General features: G+C 63.5%; 17 protein-coding genes. 13 read left to right on the forward strand and 4 right to left on the reverse strand.

The features are described from left to right. Positions 1-576: 576 nt before the first annotated feature. Positions 577-2,544: a relaxase/mobilization nuclease RlxS gene (gene rlxS / locus IF803_RS07630; RefSeq protein WP_155258739.1), complete on the forward strand. Its 1,968-nt coding sequence runs from the start codon at positions 577-579 to the stop codon at positions 2,542-2,544. 26 nt (positions 2,545-2,570) lie between these two features. Here the strand turns inward: rlxS and IF803_RS07635 are convergent, their stop codons facing one another. After that, positions 2,571-3,161 carry an RES family NAD+ phosphorylase gene (locus IF803_RS07635; RefSeq protein ID WP_028343941.1) on the reverse strand — a complete coding sequence of 197 codons (591 nt, stop codon included), beginning with the start codon at positions 3,159-3,161 and terminating at the stop codon, positions 2,571-2,573. After that, the gene (locus IF803_RS07640) at positions 3,158-3,823 is read right to left on the reverse strand and encodes a hypothetical protein (protein ID WP_028343942.1); all 666 of its coding nucleotides are present in this window, start codon (positions 3,821-3,823) and stop codon (positions 3,158-3,160) included. The genes IF803_RS07635 and IF803_RS07640 overlap by 4 nt, the downstream gene beginning before the upstream one ends. Positions 3,824-4,380: 557 nt before the next feature. Here IF803_RS07640 and IF803_RS07645 point away from each other — a divergent pair. The 12 genes from IF803_RS07645 (at position 4,381) to IF803_RS07700 (ending at position 16,407) form a co-directional block, all read left to right on the forward strand. Next, positions 4,381-6,408, forward strand: a complete 2,028-nt coding sequence (locus tag IF803_RS07645) for a conjugal transfer protein TraG (protein ID WP_461191799.1) — start codon at positions 4,381-4,383, stop codon at positions 6,406-6,408. A 12-nt stretch (positions 6,409-6,420) separates the two neighbouring features. Next, positions 6,421-6,978, forward strand: coding sequence for a CopG family transcriptional regulator (locus IF803_RS07650; protein ID WP_461191779.1), 558 nt, complete (start codon positions 6,421-6,423; stop codon positions 6,976-6,978). Next, complete coding sequence (gene trbB / locus IF803_RS07655; protein ID WP_028343944.1) at positions 6,971-7,954, forward strand: P-type conjugative transfer ATPase TrbB; 984 nt, start codon at positions 6,971-6,973, stop codon at positions 7,952-7,954. Before IF803_RS07650 ends, trbB begins: the two co-directional genes overlap by 8 nt. Before the next feature lie 109 nt (positions 7,955-8,063). Next, complete coding sequence (locus tag IF803_RS07660; protein ID WP_035633115.1) at positions 8,064-8,333, forward strand: TrbC/VirB2 family type IV secretion system protein; 270 nt, start codon at positions 8,064-8,066, stop codon at positions 8,331-8,333. Beyond that, positions 8,333-8,590 carry a VirB3 family type IV secretion system protein gene (locus tag IF803_RS07665; protein WP_028343946.1) on the forward strand — a complete coding sequence of 86 codons (258 nt, stop codon included), beginning with the start codon at positions 8,333-8,335 and terminating at the stop codon, positions 8,588-8,590. The genes IF803_RS07660 and IF803_RS07665 overlap by 1 nt, the downstream gene beginning before the upstream one ends. After that, positions 8,584-11,169 carry a conjugal transfer protein TrbE gene (gene trbE / locus IF803_RS07670; protein WP_461191780.1) on the forward strand — a complete coding sequence of 862 codons (2,586 nt, stop codon included), beginning with the start codon at positions 8,584-8,586 and terminating at the stop codon, positions 11,167-11,169. Before IF803_RS07665 ends, trbE begins: the two co-directional genes overlap by 7 nt. A 26-nt stretch (positions 11,170-11,195) precedes the next feature. Further along, positions 11,196-11,948, forward strand: a complete 753-nt coding sequence (trbJ, locus tag IF803_RS07675) for a P-type conjugative transfer protein TrbJ (RefSeq protein ID WP_051448110.1) — start codon at positions 11,196-11,198, stop codon at positions 11,946-11,948. 9 nt (positions 11,949-11,957) lie between these two features. Continuing rightward, positions 11,958-13,115, forward strand: a complete 1,158-nt coding sequence (gene trbL, locus IF803_RS07680) for a P-type conjugative transfer protein TrbL (protein WP_028343948.1) — start codon at positions 11,958-11,960, stop codon at positions 13,113-13,115. A 3-nt stretch (positions 13,116-13,118) separates the two neighbouring features. After that, on the forward strand, positions 13,119-13,823 hold the full coding sequence (trbF, locus tag IF803_RS07685) for a conjugal transfer protein TrbF (protein ID WP_028343949.1): 705 nt from the start codon (positions 13,119-13,121) through the stop codon (positions 13,821-13,823). After that, positions 13,820-14,845, forward strand: coding sequence for a P-type conjugative transfer protein TrbG (gene trbG / locus IF803_RS07690; RefSeq protein WP_028343950.1), 1,026 nt, complete (start codon positions 13,820-13,822; stop codon positions 14,843-14,845). Before trbF ends, trbG begins: the two co-directional genes overlap by 4 nt. Continuing rightward, the gene (locus IF803_RS07695; protein ID WP_028343951.1) at positions 14,842-16,131 is read left to right on the forward strand and encodes a TraB/TrbI/VirB10 family type IV secretion system protein; all 1,290 of its coding nucleotides are present in this window, start codon (positions 14,842-14,844) and stop codon (positions 16,129-16,131) included. The genes trbG and IF803_RS07695 overlap by 4 nt, the downstream gene beginning before the upstream one ends. A gap of 3 nt (positions 16,132-16,134) precedes the next feature. Further along, a complete protein-coding gene (locus IF803_RS07700) occupies positions 16,135-16,407 on the forward strand; it encodes a DUF2274 domain-containing protein (RefSeq protein ID WP_051003395.1) in 273 nt (90 codons plus the stop codon). A gap of 191 nt (positions 16,408-16,598) precedes the next feature. Here IF803_RS07700 and groL read toward each other — a convergent pair whose 3' ends face one another. Together groL and IF803_RS07710 are read right to left on the reverse strand one after the other, a co-directional pair. Further along, entirely contained in the window at positions 16,599-18,239 is a 1,641-nt protein-coding gene (groL, locus tag IF803_RS07705; protein WP_259244160.1) for a chaperonin GroEL, read from the reverse strand. Between the two features lie 90 nt (positions 18,240-18,329). Further along, positions 18,330-18,644 carry a co-chaperone GroES gene (locus IF803_RS07710; protein ID WP_028344525.1) on the reverse strand — a complete coding sequence of 105 codons (315 nt, stop codon included), beginning with the start codon at positions 18,642-18,644 and terminating at the stop codon, positions 18,330-18,332. Positions 18,645-18,795: the final 151 nt, after the last annotated feature.

Genomic DNA, 18,795 nt, shown 5'->3' on the forward strand with positions numbered 1-18,795 from the left:
GATCATCAGCCCCGCCTCCTCGGAGGCGGGGCTTTTTTGCGTTTCTTGCGCCGCCTTGGGAAGGGCAGAGCAGTATTTTCACGTTCAGAAGAGGGCTTTGCCGCCAGCCAAATACGATCAGCCGGACGGATTTCGTGCGCGGCGTTCTGCGCTGATTTCCCGGAATTCCATGTCGCTTCAGGCTCCGATTTTCGATCCCGGTGCGCGCTGTCTCGCCAGTTCGAACACCGGCCGCGCCCTGCGCGCGATTGCTCTCAGAGCCCGAATTGCTGGTCAGCCGATTGCTGAAGTCAAATCCCTCGTGTCACTTGCACCTTCGGACCCGTGGCGACTTGAGCAAAGTGAGAGACAGCAGGGCTGAGGACGGAGCAGGTGTGGCGTGAGGCAAGATTAAAGCACTGGCGTTCGACGAGCTCCAAGTCCTTGTCTGCACATCAAGGAGTTGGCGATACGACGCAACTGGATGTCGCCAATCGGGCTTCAAGGCGATGCCAGTGCTCGTCGTTTGCGTCTGCGACTTGGCGAGGGATCTTTGGCTTCACATATCCGCGGTCTTCTCAAGGGGGAGCCCGTGTCATGCATGGCATCGATGACGACGAACTCGAACCGAAGCTCGGCCGCATCGGCAACCGCAAGGCCAGAAGGCCGGCCGGATATCTTCGACGTGTTCGGCAGGCCGCGGAACGCGCCGGTCGCGCGGCTCATCACGCGTCGAACTTCTCGGGCGGCCGGATCGGCCGCGGATACGCGCAAGGTGCGGTGCTCGCCGACCGAGGCCGGAACAAGGGGCAGCGCCGGGTCGTGGTCAAGGCACGGATCGTGCGCATCAAGGCCGGCGACACAGGCGCCGTCCGCGCGCATCTGCGCTATGTGCAACGCGACGGCGTGACGCGAGCAGGTGAACCTGGCGAACTCTATGATGCAGCCAACGATCGCGCCGACGGCAAGGCGTTCACTGAACGAAGCGCCGGCGACCGCCACCAGTTTCGCTTCATCGTGGCACCGGAGGACAGCGCTGAACTCCCTGACCTGAAACCCTTTATCCGTGACCTGATGCGGCAGATGGAGAGTGACCTCGGCACCAGGCTCGACTGGGTCGCGGCGGATCATTTCAACACGGGGCATCCGCATAGCCATGTCGTGCTCCGCGGCAAAGATGACGCGGGGCATGACCTCGTGATTGCACGGGACTATATCGCCCACGGCCTTCGGACGCGGGCCTCCGACCTCGTCACCCGCGAGCTCGGCCCTGAGACCGAGATCGAGACCGCGCGCAAGCTTCAGCAGGAGGTCACGGCCGAGCGGTTCACGCGGATTGACCGGGCTATCCTGCGCGACGCCCGTGATGGTGTCCTTGAGCTTGCACAGGCCGCGCGGGATCCGGTTTGGCACACGATGCGCATGGGCCGGCTGCGGACGCTCGAGCGGATGGGATTGGCGGAGGAAGACAATCCCGGCCGCTGGCGCCTTGACGGGGAGCTCGAATTGAAGCTCCGGCGGATGGGCGAGCGCGGCGACATCATCAAGACCATGCATCGCGAACTGCGTGCGGCGGGCATCTCGCGGGCGGCAGCCAGCTATGCGATCTTCGATCCGCGGAGCGCGGGCCGGCGCCTGATCGGGCGGGTCGTTGGCGAAGGGTTTGCGGACGAGCTGACGGAACGCCGCTATGTGGTGATCGATGGGGTCGACGGGCTGACGCACTATGCCGAGGTCGGTGCTCTCGGCGCCAACGAAGAGCTGCCCGCGCGGAACACGATTCTGGAGCTTAGGCCGCGTTCGGCGGAGCTGCGCCCGGTGGATCGAACGATCGCCGAAGTGGCCGCGGCCAATGACGGCTCTTACAGCGAGCGCCTGCACCGGGAGCTGGATCCGCAAGCATCGGCCGAATATATCGGAACCCATGTCCGGCGACTGGAGGCGATGCGTCGGCAAGGGACGGTCAGCCGCCTTGCCGATGGCGGCTGGAAGGTCGGCCAGGACTATCTCGATCGGGCTTTTCGGTATGAGGAACTCGAGCGCTCGCGCAATCCGTTGCGCGTTGCGGTGTTGTCTTGGCAAAGGCTCGAAGAGCTGCCGCATGCAGTCGGTGCGACCTGGCTCGACCGGAAGCTCCTCGCAAGGGAATCCGATGGGCTCGCGCCAACCGGTTTCGGCGCGGAGGTCGAGACGGCATTGCGGGCGAGACGGCAGTGGCTGATCGAACAGGGGCTGGCGCGAGAAGAAGGAGGGTGGGCGCGCTATGCGCGGAACATGCTGCATATCCTTGAAGAGCGCGAGCTGGCGAAAACGGCGGCGGACATTTCCGCTCGCACGGGGCTCGAATATCGCAACGTCAGGGCCGGCGACAGCCTCAGCGGCGTCTACAAGCGGATGCTCACGCTCAGTAGCGGGCGGTACGCGCTGATCGAGCAGTCGCGCGAATTCGTCCTGGTGCCCTGGCGGCCGGTTCTGGAGCGCGCGCGTGGCCAACTCGTCAGCGGCAGCGTCGGCGGAGAGGGCATTTCCTGGTCGATCGGAATGAGGCGCGGCATCGGACGCTAGTCCAGAGCCTCCCGACTTCGACGGGGCTAGCCGGGTGCAAGCCCGACCCTGTACCGCTGCGCAAGGCGCCAGAACCAGTCCTGATCGAGGTCAGTCTGTCGATCGATTTCTCTGACCGAGCTGCGTGCGCGATCGAACAGCGCATAGCAGAGACCTTCGTCGTCGTGGCGGGCGTAATAGGCGATGCCGTCGGGATTGAGCGGATGGCTGAAAAGCGCCTTAGACCAGGCCTGCGGCACGTCGTAAGGCAGTCCGCCATGCACCACCTCGGCGGTCGCACCGAGAATGGCGAGCGAGGGGCCGGCCAGTCTGGCCAGCGAAAGATCTGATGTGATCTCGAGGCGAGCATAGGCCTTGCGACTGAGCAGGCGGGGATCGAGCAGGGTCCGTCCCGGCACGCGGAGGAACGTCTCTGCGAAGGCGCCAAAAGGCTCCCGGGCCGCATAGAGGACGCCATAGCTCCCGTCGGGTGCGTTCAGCCGGCCGAGACGCGAGGTGTCGAAGAAGATCGGATCGTACCCGGCGGTGTAGAACCGGTGAACGACCGTACCCGCCCGCAGCCGGACCCGGCGGGGACGGCGGCGATCGAGATCGTCCGGCGGCAGCGGAGCGGTCACGCGCCTTGCTGAGCCATGCGCCGGGCGGCCTCGACCACAAGTTCAACCTTGCCCTCCCTCAGCAGGTCGATCGGCTTGCGGCCACCCAACCGGTCGTCAGGCTGGGCCAGGAAGTTCAGAACTGTCCAAGGGTTGTTGGTCGGCAGCGCCTCCTGGACGGACTTGAGACCTTCGACGACGGTGCCGTCGACGTTGAACTGAAGCGTCGGAAAGCTCCGGTGGTTGCTGGGACCCGGTACCGCAAGGAGGCTACCTTCCTGCACGCGCTTGTCGACGGCCTGCCGGGAGATTCCCCGCAGGAGCGTTCTGACCTGGTCCAGATCATACGCGCCGCCGGATCGCCGAAGATCCTCCTGCGCAATGCGGACGCCCTCAAGGACGGCGAGCGCGCGGGCATCGGGCGCGAATGCGTCCTTGTTGACGACAGCGGTTTTCTTCGCCGCCTCGGAGAAGAACCGGAATGCTTGCCCCGTTAGTTGCTTGTTCTGCTCACGCACCTTCTGCAGTGCGGTCACGCTTTTGGAAACGATGGCGACCTGCGCGTCGGCAGGGAGCGCGAGGCTCTTCAGGGCCGCGGGTTTCTGCTTAAGTACCATCATCACGCCGTCCTCGTGGACGGACAGATCCTCGGTACCGGAGCGCTTTGATTGTGCTTTGGACATGAGCTGAACTCCGCCTTCAATATCGGGATTGTATGCAACTTTGTCAACTTTGACAAACGACGTTGCCGGTATTATCGTAGTATAGTTAGCCCCGTTTTGGATCTCTGGCAGCATTCCCCCCGCAATCGTGCGGAGAATAGAACCGCCAGTCTCCGCACGGGCGTGTCGCGCGAGATCGATGGCCATTGGGCAGCCCGTCGCGCGGCGATAGTGCTGTCGTCCCCGTGCGCCCTTTTTCAAGCTGGCGGTCGATGCGACGATCGACGTTGAAGGCACAAGCGGCCTTTGTTCGATTCGTTCATTCGCTGGGGTGTGCGCATGCGCGATCACCAATCCTGGGCAAGGCCGAACCAGAGATCCAGTTTGATCATGCCGTTCACCTTCAATTGAGGAGCTTCCTCACCCACGCCGAGACTGCCGCAGCAACGATCTTGCTTCGATGGGTTTGATCGAGTCGGATCTCGTTGCTGGCGGCGATTTTTATTCAGGTTGAATGCGAGCCGTCATCCCGCTTTTCATCTCGCCGCGCTCGTTGCGAGCGTCAAGTGGGGCGGATAATGTTTCCGGCAAAAATCTACGTCGGTCAGATCACGGTCGTCTTCGGCATCGTCATCGCGTCGACATGGGGAGCGACGCAATGGACGGCGGCGGCGCTTGGATTTCAGGCGCGGCTTGGCGCGCCGTGGTTCGCCATTAGCGGCTATCCGGTCTATCTGCCTTGGCGATTGTTCGAATGGTGGTTCGCCTATGAGGCCTATGCGCCCGAGATATTTGAGGAGGGCGGGGCAATCGCCGCGGCTGGCGGCATTGCGGGCGCGCTGTTTGCTATCATCAATTCGGTGTGGCGGGCGCGGCAAAACCAACTGGTCACGACCTACGGCTCCGCGCGCTGGGCCAATGTGAAGGAGATCCGCGCTGCCGGCCTGCTCGCGGGCAGGGGTGTGTTCCTCGGGCGATTTGAAAATTACTACCTGCGTCACGATGGACCCGAGCACGTCATGTGTTTTGCACCGACGCGGTCGGGCAAGGGCGTGGGGCTGGTGCTTCCGACACTGCTGTCGTGGACTTCATCGGCGGTCGTGCATGACATCAAGGGCGAGAACTGGGAGCTGACGTCCGGCTGGCGCTCGACCTTCTCGCACTGTCTGCTGTTCAATCCGACCGATCCAGCAAGCGCGCGCTACAATCCGCTGCTCGAGGTCCGCAAGGGCGCGGCCGAGGTCCGCGATGTCCAGAACATTGCCGACATCCTGGTTGACCCGGAAGGGGCGCTGGAGCGCCGAAGCCACTGGGAGAAGACCAGCCACTCGCTGCTCGTCGGCGTCATCCTCCACGTCCTCTATGCAGAGCAACAAAAGACGCTGACGCGGGTCACCGAGATCCTGGCTGACCCGGCGCAGTCCTTTGAGAAGACGCTGCGGATCATGCTCGCTACCAACCATCTCGGAACAGAGGCCGAGCCGAAGGTCCATCCCGTCGTCGCCGCGACCGCGCGGGAGCTGCTCAACAAGTCTGAAAATGAACGTTCCGGCGTGCTGTCCACCGCCGTGAGTTTCCTTAGCCTCTATCGCGATCCGGTTGTGAGCCGCAACACCGAGAGCTGTGACTGGCGTATCGCGGATCTCGTCGGTGCGGAGAGGCCGGTCACGCTTTACCTGGTCGTGCCGCCGTCAGACATCAGCCGCACCAAGCCGTTGATCCGGCTGATCCTCAATCAGATCGGCCGCCGATTGACCGAGTCCTTGAACATCAGGGCGGGTGATGCAAAGCATCGCCAGCTGCTCCTGATGCTGGACGAATTTCCAGCGCTCGGCCGGCTTGATTTCTTTGAGAGCGCGCTCGCCTTCATGGCCGGCTACGGCATCCGGGCCTATCTGATCGCCCAATCGCTCAATCAAATCGCCAAGGCCTATGGCGAGAACAACGCGATCCTGGACAATTGCCACGTCCGTATCGCCTTTGCGGCCAATGACGAGCGAACCGCGAAGCGCATTTCGGATGCGCTCGGCACCGCAACGGAACTTCGGGCACAGCGGAATTATGCCGGTCACCGGCTCGCTCCCTGGCTAGGCCATGTCATGGTCAGCCGCCAGGAAACCGCCCGGCCGCTGCTTACTCCAGGCGAGGTGATGCAGCTGCCCCAAGATCAGGCCATCGTGCTTGTCTCGGGGCTTGCGCCGGTGCGGGCTCGCAAGCTCAGGCACTACGAGGACTCAAATTTTGTGACGCGCTTGCGTCCGTCACCGCCCCTCGGCGCCGGCGAATACCGCGATCGCCCGGCTGCACGTCCGAGCGATTGGGGGCGCCAGATCCGGGCGGTCGATCTCAGGTTGGCAACGCTTCCATACCGCGACCTCATGCAGGCGGGCGCGGAGGAGGGCGGGCTCAAACAGCAACTGCCGCTGTTTGAGGAAACGGTGCCCCAAGCCGAGGCGACGCGGTTTGCCGAGGAGCGGCTGCTCGACGACGACGCAGATGTGGCGGCGGATCGCAACCAGATGCAGCGCGCGGCGAACGCCTCCAGCGCCATCCGCAGCGCTCATGCCGTCACGCGCGATGACGACGATCTCCTTCCTGCATTCTGAGGAGCACTCTCAATGAAACCAAAGCTATCCGCCTATGTCTCCGACAGCGTGGCGCAACGGCTCGAACTCGCGGCCAGGCGGCCGGGCACCAACAAGTCGGCGATCGTCGACGCCGCCCTCGACCGCTTTCTCAATCCGGAGCGGGATGCAAGCGGAGACGCAGCCCTGATCCGCAGGCTCGACCGGATGAGCCGGCAGCTCGATCGGGCAGACCGTGATCTCTCGATCATGGTGGAAACCATCGCACTGTTCGTTCGCTACTACCTGACGATTACGCCTCCGCTGCCCACCGGAGACCAGGACGCCGCGCGTGCGCTCGGGCGTGAGCGGTTCGAGATGTTCGTCGCGCAGGTCGGCAAGCGTATCGCCTCGGGCGGCCGGCTGGTTGCCGACGTCATGGAACAGGTCTCGACATCAAATCCGGACCTCTTCATGCGGCATCTGGAGGAGGGCGCGCCGCTCGGCGCCGGTGAGGCCCAGACCACGACAACAGAATCCCGCTCGCACCACGCGGCGGGCCAGCAGCCGGAGCCGTCTCCGGCTGGGCGAGAGGAGGTCGGCAATGTCTGACCTTCTCTCGCCCGAAACCCGCGAGCGCCGCCGCGGCATGCTGCGGACCGCGATGGGGCCGGCGATCGCGCTGGCGCTGGAAGAGGCCGAGGTTGTCGAGGTGATCGTCAACCCGGACGGCAGGCTCTGGCTTGAGCGGCACCGGTCCGGACGTACTGATACCGGCGTCATTCTGACGCCGCAGGAGTCGGAGCGGATCATCCGACTGGTCGCAAGCCATGTCCGGGCCGAGGCCAGTGCATCCTTCCCGATCGTCTCGGCCGAACTTCCCGAGACCGGCGAGAGGTTCGAAGGCGTGCTGCCGCCGGTCTCGCTCGCGCCGTGCTTTGCCATCCGCAAGCCCGCAACGACGACGTTTCTTCTCTCCGACTATGTCAGGGCGCAGATTGCCTCGCCCCTGATGGCCAAGGTGCTGGCGGCGGCCGTTGTCGAAGGCCGCAGCATCCTGGTTGCGGGCGGCACCGGATCGGGCAAGACCACACTCGCCAATGCGCTCCTGGCCGAGATTGCGCGCCTCGATGAGCGTATCGTCATCATCGAGGATACCCGCGAGCTGCGCTGCGAGGCCAAGGACGTCGTGACACTGCGCACCAAGCCGGGCGTCGCGAGCCTTGCCGATCTCGTGCGCTCAACGCTTCGCCTTCGACCTGATCGCATCATCGTGGGCGAGGTGAGGGGCGCCGAGGCCCTCGACATGCTGAAGGCCTGGAATACGGGCCATCCCGGTGGGATCGCCACGGTTCACGCCAACTCGGCGCGCGCCGCGCTCTATAGAATTGAGCAATTGATCCAGGAGGCTGTCGCCACCGTGCCGCGCCGGCTCATCGCCGAGGCGATCGACCTCGTCGTCTTCATCAGGGGACGGGGTCCTGCGCGCCGGATCGAGGCGATCGCCGAGCTCAAGGGCCTCGATCCTTCCGGCGATTACCTCCTGGAGAACCCGCCAGGCCTTCCAAACGCTTCGCATCGTCCCTGATCTACACGGAGAATACGACATGTCTGGTTTGCCCCGTTCAACGGCGCATTTCTGCTTTCGCCGAATTTACAAGCGTTTCCTCATCGAGCTGGGAGGAGGCCTCGCGTGCATGCTCCTAACGGGCCCGGCTGCGCACGCCGCAGGCTCGGGCATGCCGTGGGAAGCGCCGCTCGAGCGCATCCTGGAGTCGGTGCAGGGACCGGTCGCGAAGATCGTAGCCGTCATCATCATCACGGTAACCGGGATTTCGCTTGCGTTCGGCGACACCTCGGGTGGCTTCCGCAAGATGGTCCAGGTCGTCTTTGGCCTCTCCATCGCTTTCGCGGCGAGCTCTTTCTTCCTGTCGTTCTTCTCATTCGGCGGCGGAGCGCTGATCTGATGCGTCCCGACGGCTTTGAACTCGTGCTCCATCGCTCGTTGACCGAGCCCATTCTGCTCGGCGGTGCGCCGCGCTCTGCGGCCATCCTGATCGGCACCCTGTCGGCCGTGCTGGCGCTCGGGCTGCGGCTCTGGCTCGCAGGCGTCGTGCTCTGGATCGTCGGGCACGCCATCGCGGTGTGGCTTGCCAGGCGCGATCCCGCCTTTGTCGAGGTCGCAATCCGTCACACCAAACACAAGGGCTGGCTCGCATGCTGAATTTGAGAGAATTCCGTCCTCATGCCTATCGTCTGGCCGACTGGTTGCCCTGGGCGTGCCTCGTTGCGCCTGGCGTGATCTTGAACAAGGACGGCAGCTTTCAGCGCACCATCCGCTACCGGGGCCCGGATCTCGACAGCGCGACCGAGGCCGAGCTCATGAGCGTGACCTCGCGGGTGAACAACGTCTTAAAGCGCTTTGGCTCGGGTTGGGCCCTGTTCTTCGACGCTACGCGGATTCCAGCGTCGGAGTACCCGCGCTCACGTTTTCCGGACGCGGTGTCGTGGCTTGTCGATGAGGAGCGGCGGGCCGCCTTCGAAAGCCTGTCCGAGGCCTCCTGGGACGATCCGTCGCGTCCGCGCGGACAGCATTTTGAGAGCGCGTTGCATCTCACCTTGATGTACCTGCCGCCGGCCGAGCGCGTGTCGCGGCTGGAGGGACTATTCCTCGAGCGTTCGCGAGACGAGCAGGGCCAGGGACGGTCACGCCGTCAGCGGCATGCGCAGCATGCTTCCGAGGCTGATCCAAAAAGCGGCCGGCCGGACGATCCAGTCGCCACGTCGGCTCGTGAGACTGACCAGCCCCTGCCGTCGCGGGAGCACAGCTATCGTGATCATCTCGAGCGCTTTGTCCAGGAAACGGACCGGGCGATTGATCTTCTGTCTTCGGTCCTGCCCGAGATCTGGCCGCTCGATGACGAGGAGACACTGACCTACCTGCATAGTTGCATCTCGACCAAGCGACACCCGGTCGCCGTGCCCGAGATTCCAGCCTATCTCGATTGCTTCCTGAGCGACGAGCCGTTGACTGGTGGATTGTCGCCGGCGATCGGCCGAAGCCATCTTCGTGCGCTGACCGTGCTCGGCTTCCCGCACGTGACCTTTCCCGGATTGCTGGATGAGCTGAACCGGCTTAGCGTTGCCTATCGCTGGGCCACCCGATTTTTGCCGCTCGACCGCACGCAGGCGCATTCCTCGCTGTCGCGGTATCGCCGCCAATGGTTTGCCAAGCGCAAATCGCTGGGAGCAATCGTGAAGGAGGTCATGTTCAACGAGCAGGCGGCGCTCGTGGACACGGACGCCAGCAACAAGGCTGCCGACGCGGACACTGCGCTGACGGAGCTCGGCGATGATCTCGTCGCGTTCGGTTACATCACGACGACCGTCACTGTCAGCGACGAGGACGCGCGCGTCGCCGACGACAAGATCCGGCTCGTCGAACGCGTGATCAACAGCCGGGGTTTCACCACGATCCGGGAAAGCGTCAATGCGGTCGAGGCGTGGCTTGGCAGTCTGCCAGGACAAGCCTATGCGAATATCCGCCAACCCATCGTGCACACGCTCAATCTGGCGCATATGTGCCCGTTGTCGGCGGTGTGGGCTGGCCCAGCGCGATGCGAGCATCTCGATGGACCGCCGCTTCTGATCGCGAAGACCAAGGGCGCAACCCCCTTCCGGCTTTCACTGCACGCCGGTGACGTTGGGCATTGCATCGTTGTTGGGCCGACCGGCGCCGGCAAGTCTGTGCTGCTCTCGATGCTGGCCCTGCAGTTCCGGCGCTACCCGAATGCCCAGCTGATCACATTCGACAAGGGCCGCTCCGCGCGTGCGACAACGCTTGCGCTGTCGGGCGCGTGGTACGAGCTCGGCGCCAAGGGTGGCATCGCGTTCCAGCCCCTGAAGGATGTTGCGGAGGAGGGGGCGCGGCTTTGGGCGCTCGACTGGCTTTGCGGCGTCCTTGCCCACGAGCGGGTGAGCGTGACGCCGGAGGTCAAGGAAACCATCTGGTCGGCACTCAAGAGCCTGGGTACGGCGCCGGTGTCCCAGCGCACGATGACCGGGCTCGTGGCCTTGCTCACCCGAGACGCCCTGCGTCAGGCGCTCCAACCCTACACGCTGGAGGGACCTTACGGCCGCTTCCTCGATGCGGACGCCGACCGGCTTTCGAGCGCCGACGTCCTAACCTTCGAGATGGAGGAGTTGATGGCGCTGCCGGGGCTTGTCGCCCCCGTGCTCACCTATCTGTTCCACACTCTGGAGTCGCGTTTCGATGGGCGGCCGACCCTGCTGGTGCTCGACGAGGCCTGGGTGTTCCTCGACGACCCGCTGTTTTCGAGCCGGATTCGCGAATGGCTGAAGACGTTACGCAAGAGGAACGTGGCGGTGGTCTTTGCCACGCAGTCGCTTGCCGATATTGCGGACAGCGAAATCGCGCCCGCGATCATCGAGTCTTGTCCGAGCCGCATATTCCTGCCCAATCCCCGGGCCCTTGAGCCGACCCAGACCGAGACCTATCGGCGCTTCGGCCTGAACGACACGCAAGTGCGTCTGATCGCCGAAGCCTTTCCCAAGCGCGACTACTATCTGCAGTCTCGTGCCGGCAACCGCCTGTTCGAACTTGGCCTTGGACCGGTGGCGCTTGCGCTCGTCGGGGCATCCTCGCCGGACGATCAGCGCATCATTGACGATGTCCTGGCCCGTTCGGGGCCCCACCATTTTGCCGAACGCTATTTCGCTGAACGCGATCTGCACTGGGCGGCCAACCTGATCAGCACCTTTGAACAGGCCCACAAGGCCTGACCCGATCTCAATCTCCGGAGTCTTCCATGCTCGAATGTGTCGGCCTCTTGGGCGCGCGTACAACTACAAGAATTATCGTCACGGTAGCGCTATCTGTCGTCGTCGCTGTGAATGGATCGCGGCGGGTCGGGGCGTTCGACATCGTGTTCGACCCCTCGAACTACAGCCAGAATCTTCTGACTGCCGCTCGCGCGCTCGAGCAGATCAATAACCAGGTCAGAAGCCTCGAAAATCAGGCTCAGTCGCTTCTCAATCAGGCAAAGCATCTGGCAAGCCTCCCGACCAGTGTCGTCGGCCAGCTCACTTCGACCATAGGTCAGATGAACAGCCTCATTGCACAGGCAAAAGGCATCTCGTTCGACGTTCAAAAGACCCAGCAGGATTTTGCGCAGCTCTATCCTCAGCAGTATGGCGCCGCCACCTCCTCGGACAGGATGGTCCAGGATGCAACCGCACGCTGGAATAACAGCTATGAGGGGCTCAAGCAGGCTCTCACAATCCAGTCGGCCATCGTCAGCAACCTGGATCAGGACGGCCAGACGCTTCGCACACTTATGGCGAGTTCGTCAGCCGCGGCCGGCTCCTTGCAGGCCCAGCAGTCCGGCAACGAGCTGCTGGCTTTGCAGATCAAGCAGGCATTGCAGACGCAGGCGCTGCTGGCAACTCAAGCCCGCGCCGACACGTTGAGGGCGGCTGAGGAGCGCGCGTCGGCGGCGGCCGCCCAGGAGCGCTTTATCCGCTTCATCGGCGATGGCCATGCCTACGCCGGCGGCAGATAGGAGGGGGCCATGGCTGATCTCTCCGTCATCGATCGCTTCACCGAGACGTTTTCGCGCTACATCGATTCTGGCTTTGGTCTTCTGTCAGGCGAAGTCTCGTTCCTGAGTTCGACACTCGTCGTCATCGACCTCACGCTTGCCGGGCTTGCCTGGAGCGTGCGGTCCGACGACCAGATCCTGGTGACGCTTGCCAAGAAGATCCTCTACGTCGGTGCATTCGCCTTCATCATCGGCAACTTCAAGAGCCTTGCCGACATCATCTTCAACTCGTTTTCTGGCATCGGCCTGAAGGCGTCCGGCGGCACATTGAGCCCGGCTGATCTGGCCCGGCCGGGTTTTGTTGCCGCCGCTGGGTTCACTGCGGCGCATCCGCTTCTCGAGGAGGCGAGCCAGTTCTCGGGCTTCGATGTGCTGACGAACCTGCCGACGATCGTGATCCTCTTGTTCTGCTGGATCGTGATCGTACTCGCGTTCTTCGTGCTGTCGATCCAGCTGTTCGTGACCCTGATCGAGTTCAAGCTCACGACACTCGCGAGCTTCATCCTGGTGCCGTTCGCGCTCTGGGGCAAGACGGCCTTTCTTGCCGAAAAGACGCTCGGCAATGTCGTTGCCTCAGGCGTCAAGGTGATGGTGCTGGCGATTATCGTCGGCATCGGCTCGACTATCTTCGGTCAACTCGCGAGCACTTTGACACGGCCGGTCGATATTGCGTCGGCCATGAGCTTGCTACTTGCGGCGCTCGCTCTGTTTGGGCTTGGAATCTTCGGTCCGGGCATTGCTGCGGGTCTCGTGTCCGGTGCACCTCAACTGGGGGCCGGGTCGGCGGCGGGTACGGTGGCCGGTGCTGCTGCTGTCGCAATCGGAGGCGGAGCGGTCGCCATGGGCGGCCTTCGCATGGCCGCCGGCGGATCGATGACGGCGGTCCGTTCCGCGGCGTCGCTGAGTGCAGCATCGTCGATTGGCGACGGTGCGGCCCGCGCGGCCGCGGCCGAGCAGCCGGCAGGCGGAGGCGTTGGACGAGCGGGCGGAGCCGCGGCCGCCAGCCCTTCGCGCGCAACTGCGACCCCCGCCCGACACGCCAGGGAAGCCGCACAGATTACTGCCCATACCCTGAAGGAAGGGGACAAGGGCGGTCATTCCTCGGGTCCCAAGCTTGGGGAGGACTGAGATATGGCCGGTCATCCATTTCAACGCGTTTCGGTTCGGTACGGAGAAACGCCCGAGCCCGTGACGCCTTACCAGAAAGCGGGACAGGTCTGGGACGAGCGGCTGGGGTCCGCGCGAGTTCAGGCGAGTAATTGGCGGCTCGCTGCGCTGGGTGTCACTGCAGTGAGCGTTGTTCTCGGCTTGACCCTGCTTGCCGTGATCGGCCGTTCAGGGATCGTCCCCTATGTGGTCGAGGTCGACCGGTTGGGTGAGGTCCGCGCAGTTGGACCTGCGCTGGAGGCGTATCAGCCGTCGGATGCGCAGATCGCGCACTTCCTGGCGCGGTTCATCGAAAACGTGCGTTCGTTGTCGATCGATCCCGTGATCGTCCGCAGCAACTGGCTACGGGCCTACGACTTCGTCACCGATCGGGGCGCGCAAGTTCTGAACGACTACGCGCGCGAAACCGATCCGTTCGCGAAAATCGGGTCCAGGACGGTCACCGCAGAGGTGACCTCGGTGGTGCGTGCGTCCCACGACAGCTTCGAAATCCGCTGGAAGGAGAATTCTTTCGAGAACGGCTCGATTGCCAAGACCGAGCGGTTCACGGGTCTCGTAACCACGGTTCTCAAGCCGCCGGTGGACGCCGAGACGCTGCGAAAGAACCCGCTCGGCCTCTACGTCCATTCCCTCAACTGGTCGCGCGACCTCATCGGAGATGCGAAATGAATTCTACCGCCCCCGCCAAGCTTGCGTCGGCCAGCATCCTGACCCTGTCGCTCGTGCTCGGAGGATGCGCCACAAAGCTCAACCTCGAAGCGCCCTATGACGAGATGACATTCGAGCAGGCTCTCCCCGAGGCGGATCCGCCGAAGCCCGTCGAGATTGTTGAAAGGCCCAAGGTCTTGCCTCTGCCTGGCCAACTCAAGCCTTATCCAAAGAAGGGCGGCAAGGAAGAACAGCTGCCACCGGAGCAGGCGATCGCCAAGGCGAACAAGGCCGCGCGGATGGAGCCGACCCGGGCGGGCTACATCAATGCGATCCAGGTCTATCCATGGACCGAAGGAGCCCTCTATCGGCTCTATGCGAGCCCCGAGAAGGTCTCAACCATCGCGCTTCAGGCCGGCGAGGAATTGATCGATGTCTCGACAGGCGACACGGTTCGCTGGGTGGTCGGCGATACCTCGAGCGGTCAGGGTAGCAACCGGCGTGTCCATATCCTCGTCAAACCGACGCTGCCGGACATCCAGACCAATCTGGTGGTCCTGACCGACCGGCGCGCCTACCACCTCGAGTTGGTCTCAACCAAGCAGACCTACATGGCTTCGATCTCCTGGACGTACCCGACGGATACGCTGGTTGCACTTCACAAGCAGAATGCGATCGCCCAGGCAAACGAGGAGCGGGTCGCCGATCGCGGCGTGCGGCTCGATAGCCTGAACTTCCGCTACCGTATCGAAGGCGATGACCCACCATGGCGACCAGTGCGTGCGTTCGATGACGGCCGCAAGGTCTATATCCAGATGCCATCCGGCCTGTCGCAGGGCGAGGCGCCGCCCCTGTTCGTCGCGGGCGCCGATGGCCGTCCGAATCTGGTCAACTATCGCGTCAGGGGCTCCTACTACATCGTCGACCGCATGTTTGGCGCCGCCGAGCTCCGTCTCGGCGAGGATCCCCAGCGCATCGTCCGGATCATCCGCATCGATGCGCGGCCGGTGTCGCAGGCCGTCAGCAGTGGGAGCGCCTCATGACGAGTGGGGTGGATCGGGAGCCGCCGGAGCCTCTGGAGCTGCGGGCACGGCCGCGGTCCATCCGGCGGTTGAACAGGCGCGCGCTCATGATCGGCTGCGCTATCACTGCACTGTTCATCGCCGGAGCGACGATAGTTGCGCTCCAGCCGCTGCGGCCTTTGAAGCACGCCGACCGCGCAGAGCTCTTCAACACCGACCGGAAGCAAACGGCGGACGGCCTGAACAAGCTGCCGAGGTCCTACGAGGAACTTCCGCCGTCAACGCCACGGCTTGGACCGCCATCCCCGGGCGATATTGGACGAGCTTTTGCCGAGAACGAAAAGAAAGTCGGCATCGCGCCATCATTGGATCCAGCCTTCCGCAGCAACCCGGAAGAGGACGCAGAAAGGGCGGAGCGCATCCGGCAGGTGCGCATCGCGCAGCAGGCGAGGGAATCGGGCTTGTTCTTCCGACTGTCGGAAAAGCAGGACAAGCGAAAGCAGGCCGGTGTCACGGACGTGGCAGCCAGCCAGCCGTCCCCGTTTCGGCCGCCGGCGGCCGATTCCGGGCCGTCCGCAGCGGAACTTGCGAAAACCGCGCGGGCAATGGTCGATCGATCGGACGAGATCGTACCCTCGTCGCAGGCACGAAAGCTCGCCTTTGTGGGAGCGAAGGCCGACACCGAGACCACCAATCCGCACGCGGTCGTCGCCGCGCCCTCCAGCTATGCCGTGATGGCTGGGTCGATTATTCCAGCGAGCCTGGTGACGGGGCTGAATTCGGACCTGCCGGGAGCGACGATCGCTCAGGTCACGGAGAACGTCTATGACACGGTAACGGGCGAGCATCTGCTGATCCCACAAGGGACGCGGCTCGTGGGCAAGTACGACAGCGTCGTCGCCTTTGGCCAGAAGCGGGCACTGGTCGTCTGGACGCGACTGATCTTGCCGAACGGAAATTCGATCGTGATCGAGAACCTTCCGGCCACGGATGTTGCCGGCTATGCCGGGCTCGAGGATGAGGTGGATTTCCATACCTGGCAACTGCTCAAGGGCGTGGCTTTGGCGACGCTGATCGGGGTGGGTACACAGCTCTCGATCGGAAATGACGAGAGCGATCTCGTGAAGGCGTTGCGGGAAAGCACGCAGCAGACAACCAATCGTGCGGGCCAGCGCCTGGTGGAGCGCCAGCTCGACGTGCAGCCGACAATCACGGTCCGACCGGGATGGCCGCTACGGGTGATTGTTTCTAAGGATCTGGTGCTGAAGCCGTACGAGGACGTTCAGACGGTCGCGAAGGGCAGGTGAAATATGAAGCTTGCGAAACTGCCTGATCGAACACCCGTGAGGATGAATCTTGTATTGGCGCCGAGCTTAGCGAAGCGGCTGCGGGAGTATGCTGATTTTTATGCGGAGACTTACGGCAGCAAGGAGGAGGTTGCCGAACTGATCCCGTTCATGTTGGAGGCATTTCTCGATAGTGACGCGGATTACAAATCGAGGCAAAAGGATGACAAACGTAAAAAATCGAGCCGACTGGACTGCTTGCAGGGCTTGCGTGAACCGGCGAACGACTCGGCCTGAGGGTTTAGGTCGTCCTTGCGAGAGTAGTCAGAGCTGAGGCTCCGCCGGAGCCCGCGTCTCCGCTTGATTCAACCCCTGCTGATGGGTCACCTCCGCGCAGCTGTTGTAGTCGAGTCGGACCCGTAGCTAACGCGGAAAGGCCCGGCAGCGATGCCGGGCCTTTTTTTCTCTTGAGCGCTGAACGGTTGGGCTCAGAAGTCCATGCCACCCATCCCGCCGCCTGGGGGCATCGCGGGACCGCCGGCGTTCTTCTTCGGCAGCTCGGCGACCATCGCTTCCGTGGTGATCAGGAGCGCGGCAACCGAGGCAGCGTTCTGGATCGCGGTACGGACGACCTTGGTCGGGTCGATGATGCCCTTGCTGACGAGATTGACGTACTCACCGGTCTGACTGTCGAAGCCGAACGCGTACTGATCCTTCTCCAGGATCTTGCCGACGATGACGGAACCATCCTCGCCCGCGTTGATCGCGATCTGGCGAGCCGGAGCCGACAGCGCCTTGCGCACGATCTCGACGCCGGTCTTCTGGTCGTCGTTCTTGGTGCGGATGCCCTTGAGATGTTCGGAGGCCCGGAGCAGGGCGACGCCGCCGCCCGGCAGGATGCCTTCCTCGACAGCCGCGCGGGTCGCGTGCATCGCGTCATCAACGCGATCCTTGCGCTCCTTCACCTCGACCTCGGTCGCGCCGCCGACGCGGATCACCGCGACGCCGCCTGCGAGCTTGGCGAGACGCTCCTGCAGCTTCTCACGGTCGTAGTCCGAGGTGGTCTCCTCGATCTGCGCCTTGATCTGGGCAACGCGAGCGTCGATGTCGGCCTTCTTGCCGGCGCCGTTGACGATCGTGGTGTTCTCCTTGTCGATCATCACCTTCTTGGCGCGACCGAGCATCTGCAGCGTGACGTTCTCGAGCTTGATACCGAGGTCTTCCGAGATGGCCTGGCCGCCGGTCAGGATCGCGATGTCCTGCAGCATGGCCTTGCGGCGATCGCCGAAGCCCGGAGCCTTGACGGCCGCGACCTTCAGGCCGCCACGCAGGCGGTTGACGACGAGGGTGGCGAGGGCTTCACCTTCGACGTCTTCGGCGACGATGACCAGCGGCTTGCCGGTCTGCACCACGGCCTCGAGCAGCGGCAGCAGCTCGTTCAGCGAGGAGAGCTTCTTCTCGTATATCAAGATGTAGGCGTCGTCCATCTCAGCGCGCATCTTGTCGGCGTTGGTGACGAAGTAGGGCGAGATGTAACCGCGGTCGAACTGCATGCCCTCGACGACGTCGAGCTCGGTCTCGAGCGACTTGGCTTCCTCGACCGTGATCACGCCCTCGTTGCCGACCTTCTTCATGGCGTCGGCGAGGAACTTGCCGATCTCGGCATCGCCGTTGGCCGAAATGGTGCCGACCTGGGCGATCTCCTCGTTCGAAGTGACCTTCTTCGAGTTCTTCTGGAGGTCCGCAACGACGGCTTCGACCGCGAGGTCGATACCGCGCTTCAGATCCATCGGGTTCATGCCGGCGGCGACCGATTTAGCGCCTTCACGGACGATCGCGGCAGCCAGCACGGTCGCGGTGGTGGTGCCGTCGCCGGCAGCATCCGCCGCCTTCGACGCCACTTCGCGCACCATCTGGGCGCCCATGTTCTCGAACTTGTCCTCAAGCTCGATCTCCTTAGCGACGGCAACGCCGTCCTTGGTGATGCGGGGCGCGCCGAACGACTTCTCGAGGACGACGTTGCGGCCCTTCGGGCCGAGGGTGACCTTCACCGCATTGGCAAGGATGTCCACGCCGCGTAGCATGCGATCGCGGGCATCGACACCTAGTTTGACCTCTTTAGCTGACATGTTTGTCCTCCCTGAATTGAAATTCGTCTCTCACCTGCGAGGCAGCATCGGCAGGCGCTCCTCAGAGGTGAGCGTTTGCGGCGGTCAGCGTTAGGCCGCCTTCCTGGAGCCGGCCACGTTGGTGAGAACGCCCATGACGTCGCTCTCCTTCATGATCAGAAGCTCCTGGCCGTCGATCTTGACCTCGGTGCCGGACCACTTGCTGAACAGGACCCGGTCGCCTACCTTGAGGTCAATCGGGATCAGCTTGCCAGCTTCGTCGCGACCACCGGGACCGACGGCGATCACTTCCCCCTGGGAGGGCTTTTCCTTGGCAGTATCCGGAATGATGACGCCGCCAGCGGTCTTCTCTTCGGCGTCGATGCGCTTGACCACGACGCGGTCGTGAAGCGGACGGAATTTCATGCGATCCTCCTTGGCTTTTTGATTATTGCTGGGTTGGCAGTCGCAATGAGCGAGTGCTCACCGGTCCTCACATAAGTCCGTGACACTCCGGCGCAAGGGGACCCACGTCGCCTGTTGGTCTTGGTGTCGAACCGCGCCCCTCACTTTGACT

Source organism: Bradyrhizobium sp. UFLA06-06 (assembly GCF_054820065.1).

Bases quoted from the DNA above. Each gene is read 5' to 3' on its own strand.
- trbE (WP_461191780.1), top strand. From the start codon at position 8,584: ATGCTGAATTTGAGAGAATTCCGTCCTCATGCCTATCGTCTGGCCGAC.
- trbF (WP_028343949.1), top strand. From the start codon at position 13,119: ATGGCCGGTCATCCATTTCAACGCGTTTCGGTTCGGTACGGAGAAACG.
- rlxS (WP_155258739.1), top strand. From the start codon at position 577: ATGCATGGCATCGATGACGACGAACTCGAACCGAAGCTCGGCCGCATC.
- trbG (WP_028343950.1), top strand. From the start codon at position 13,820: ATGAATTCTACCGCCCCCGCCAAGCTTGCGTCGGCCAGCATCCTGACC.
- trbB (WP_028343944.1), top strand. From the start codon at position 6,971: ATGTCTGACCTTCTCTCGCCCGAAACCCGCGAGCGCCGCCGCGGCATG.
- IF803_RS07645 (WP_461191799.1), top strand. From the start codon at position 4,381: ATGTTTCCGGCAAAAATCTACGTCGGTCAGATCACGGTCGTCTTCGGC.
- IF803_RS07640 (WP_028343942.1), bottom strand. From the start codon at position 3,823: ATGTCCAAAGCACAATCAAAGCGCTCCGGTACCGAGGATCTGTCCGTC.
- IF803_RS07650 (WP_461191779.1), top strand. From the start codon at position 6,421: ATGAAACCAAAGCTATCCGCCTATGTCTCCGACAGCGTGGCGCAACGG.
- IF803_RS07695 (WP_028343951.1), top strand. From the start codon at position 14,842: ATGACGAGTGGGGTGGATCGGGAGCCGCCGGAGCCTCTGGAGCTGCGG.
- IF803_RS07660 (WP_035633115.1), top strand. From the start codon at position 8,064: ATGCTCCTAACGGGCCCGGCTGCGCACGCCGCAGGCTCGGGCATGCCG.
- IF803_RS07665 (WP_028343946.1), top strand. From the start codon at position 8,333: ATGCGTCCCGACGGCTTTGAACTCGTGCTCCATCGCTCGTTGACCGAG.
- groL (WP_259244160.1), bottom strand. From the start codon at position 18,239: ATGTCAGCTAAAGAGGTCAAACTAGGTGTCGATGCCCGCGATCGCATG.
- trbL (WP_028343948.1), top strand. From the start codon at position 11,958: ATGGCTGATCTCTCCGTCATCGATCGCTTCACCGAGACGTTTTCGCGC.
- IF803_RS07710 (WP_028344525.1), bottom strand. From the start codon at position 18,644: ATGAAATTCCGTCCGCTTCACGACCGCGTCGTGGTCAAGCGCATCGAC.
- IF803_RS07700 (WP_051003395.1), top strand. From the start codon at position 16,135: ATGAAGCTTGCGAAACTGCCTGATCGAACACCCGTGAGGATGAATCTT.
- trbJ (WP_051448110.1), top strand. From the start codon at position 11,196: ATGCTCGAATGTGTCGGCCTCTTGGGCGCGCGTACAACTACAAGAATT.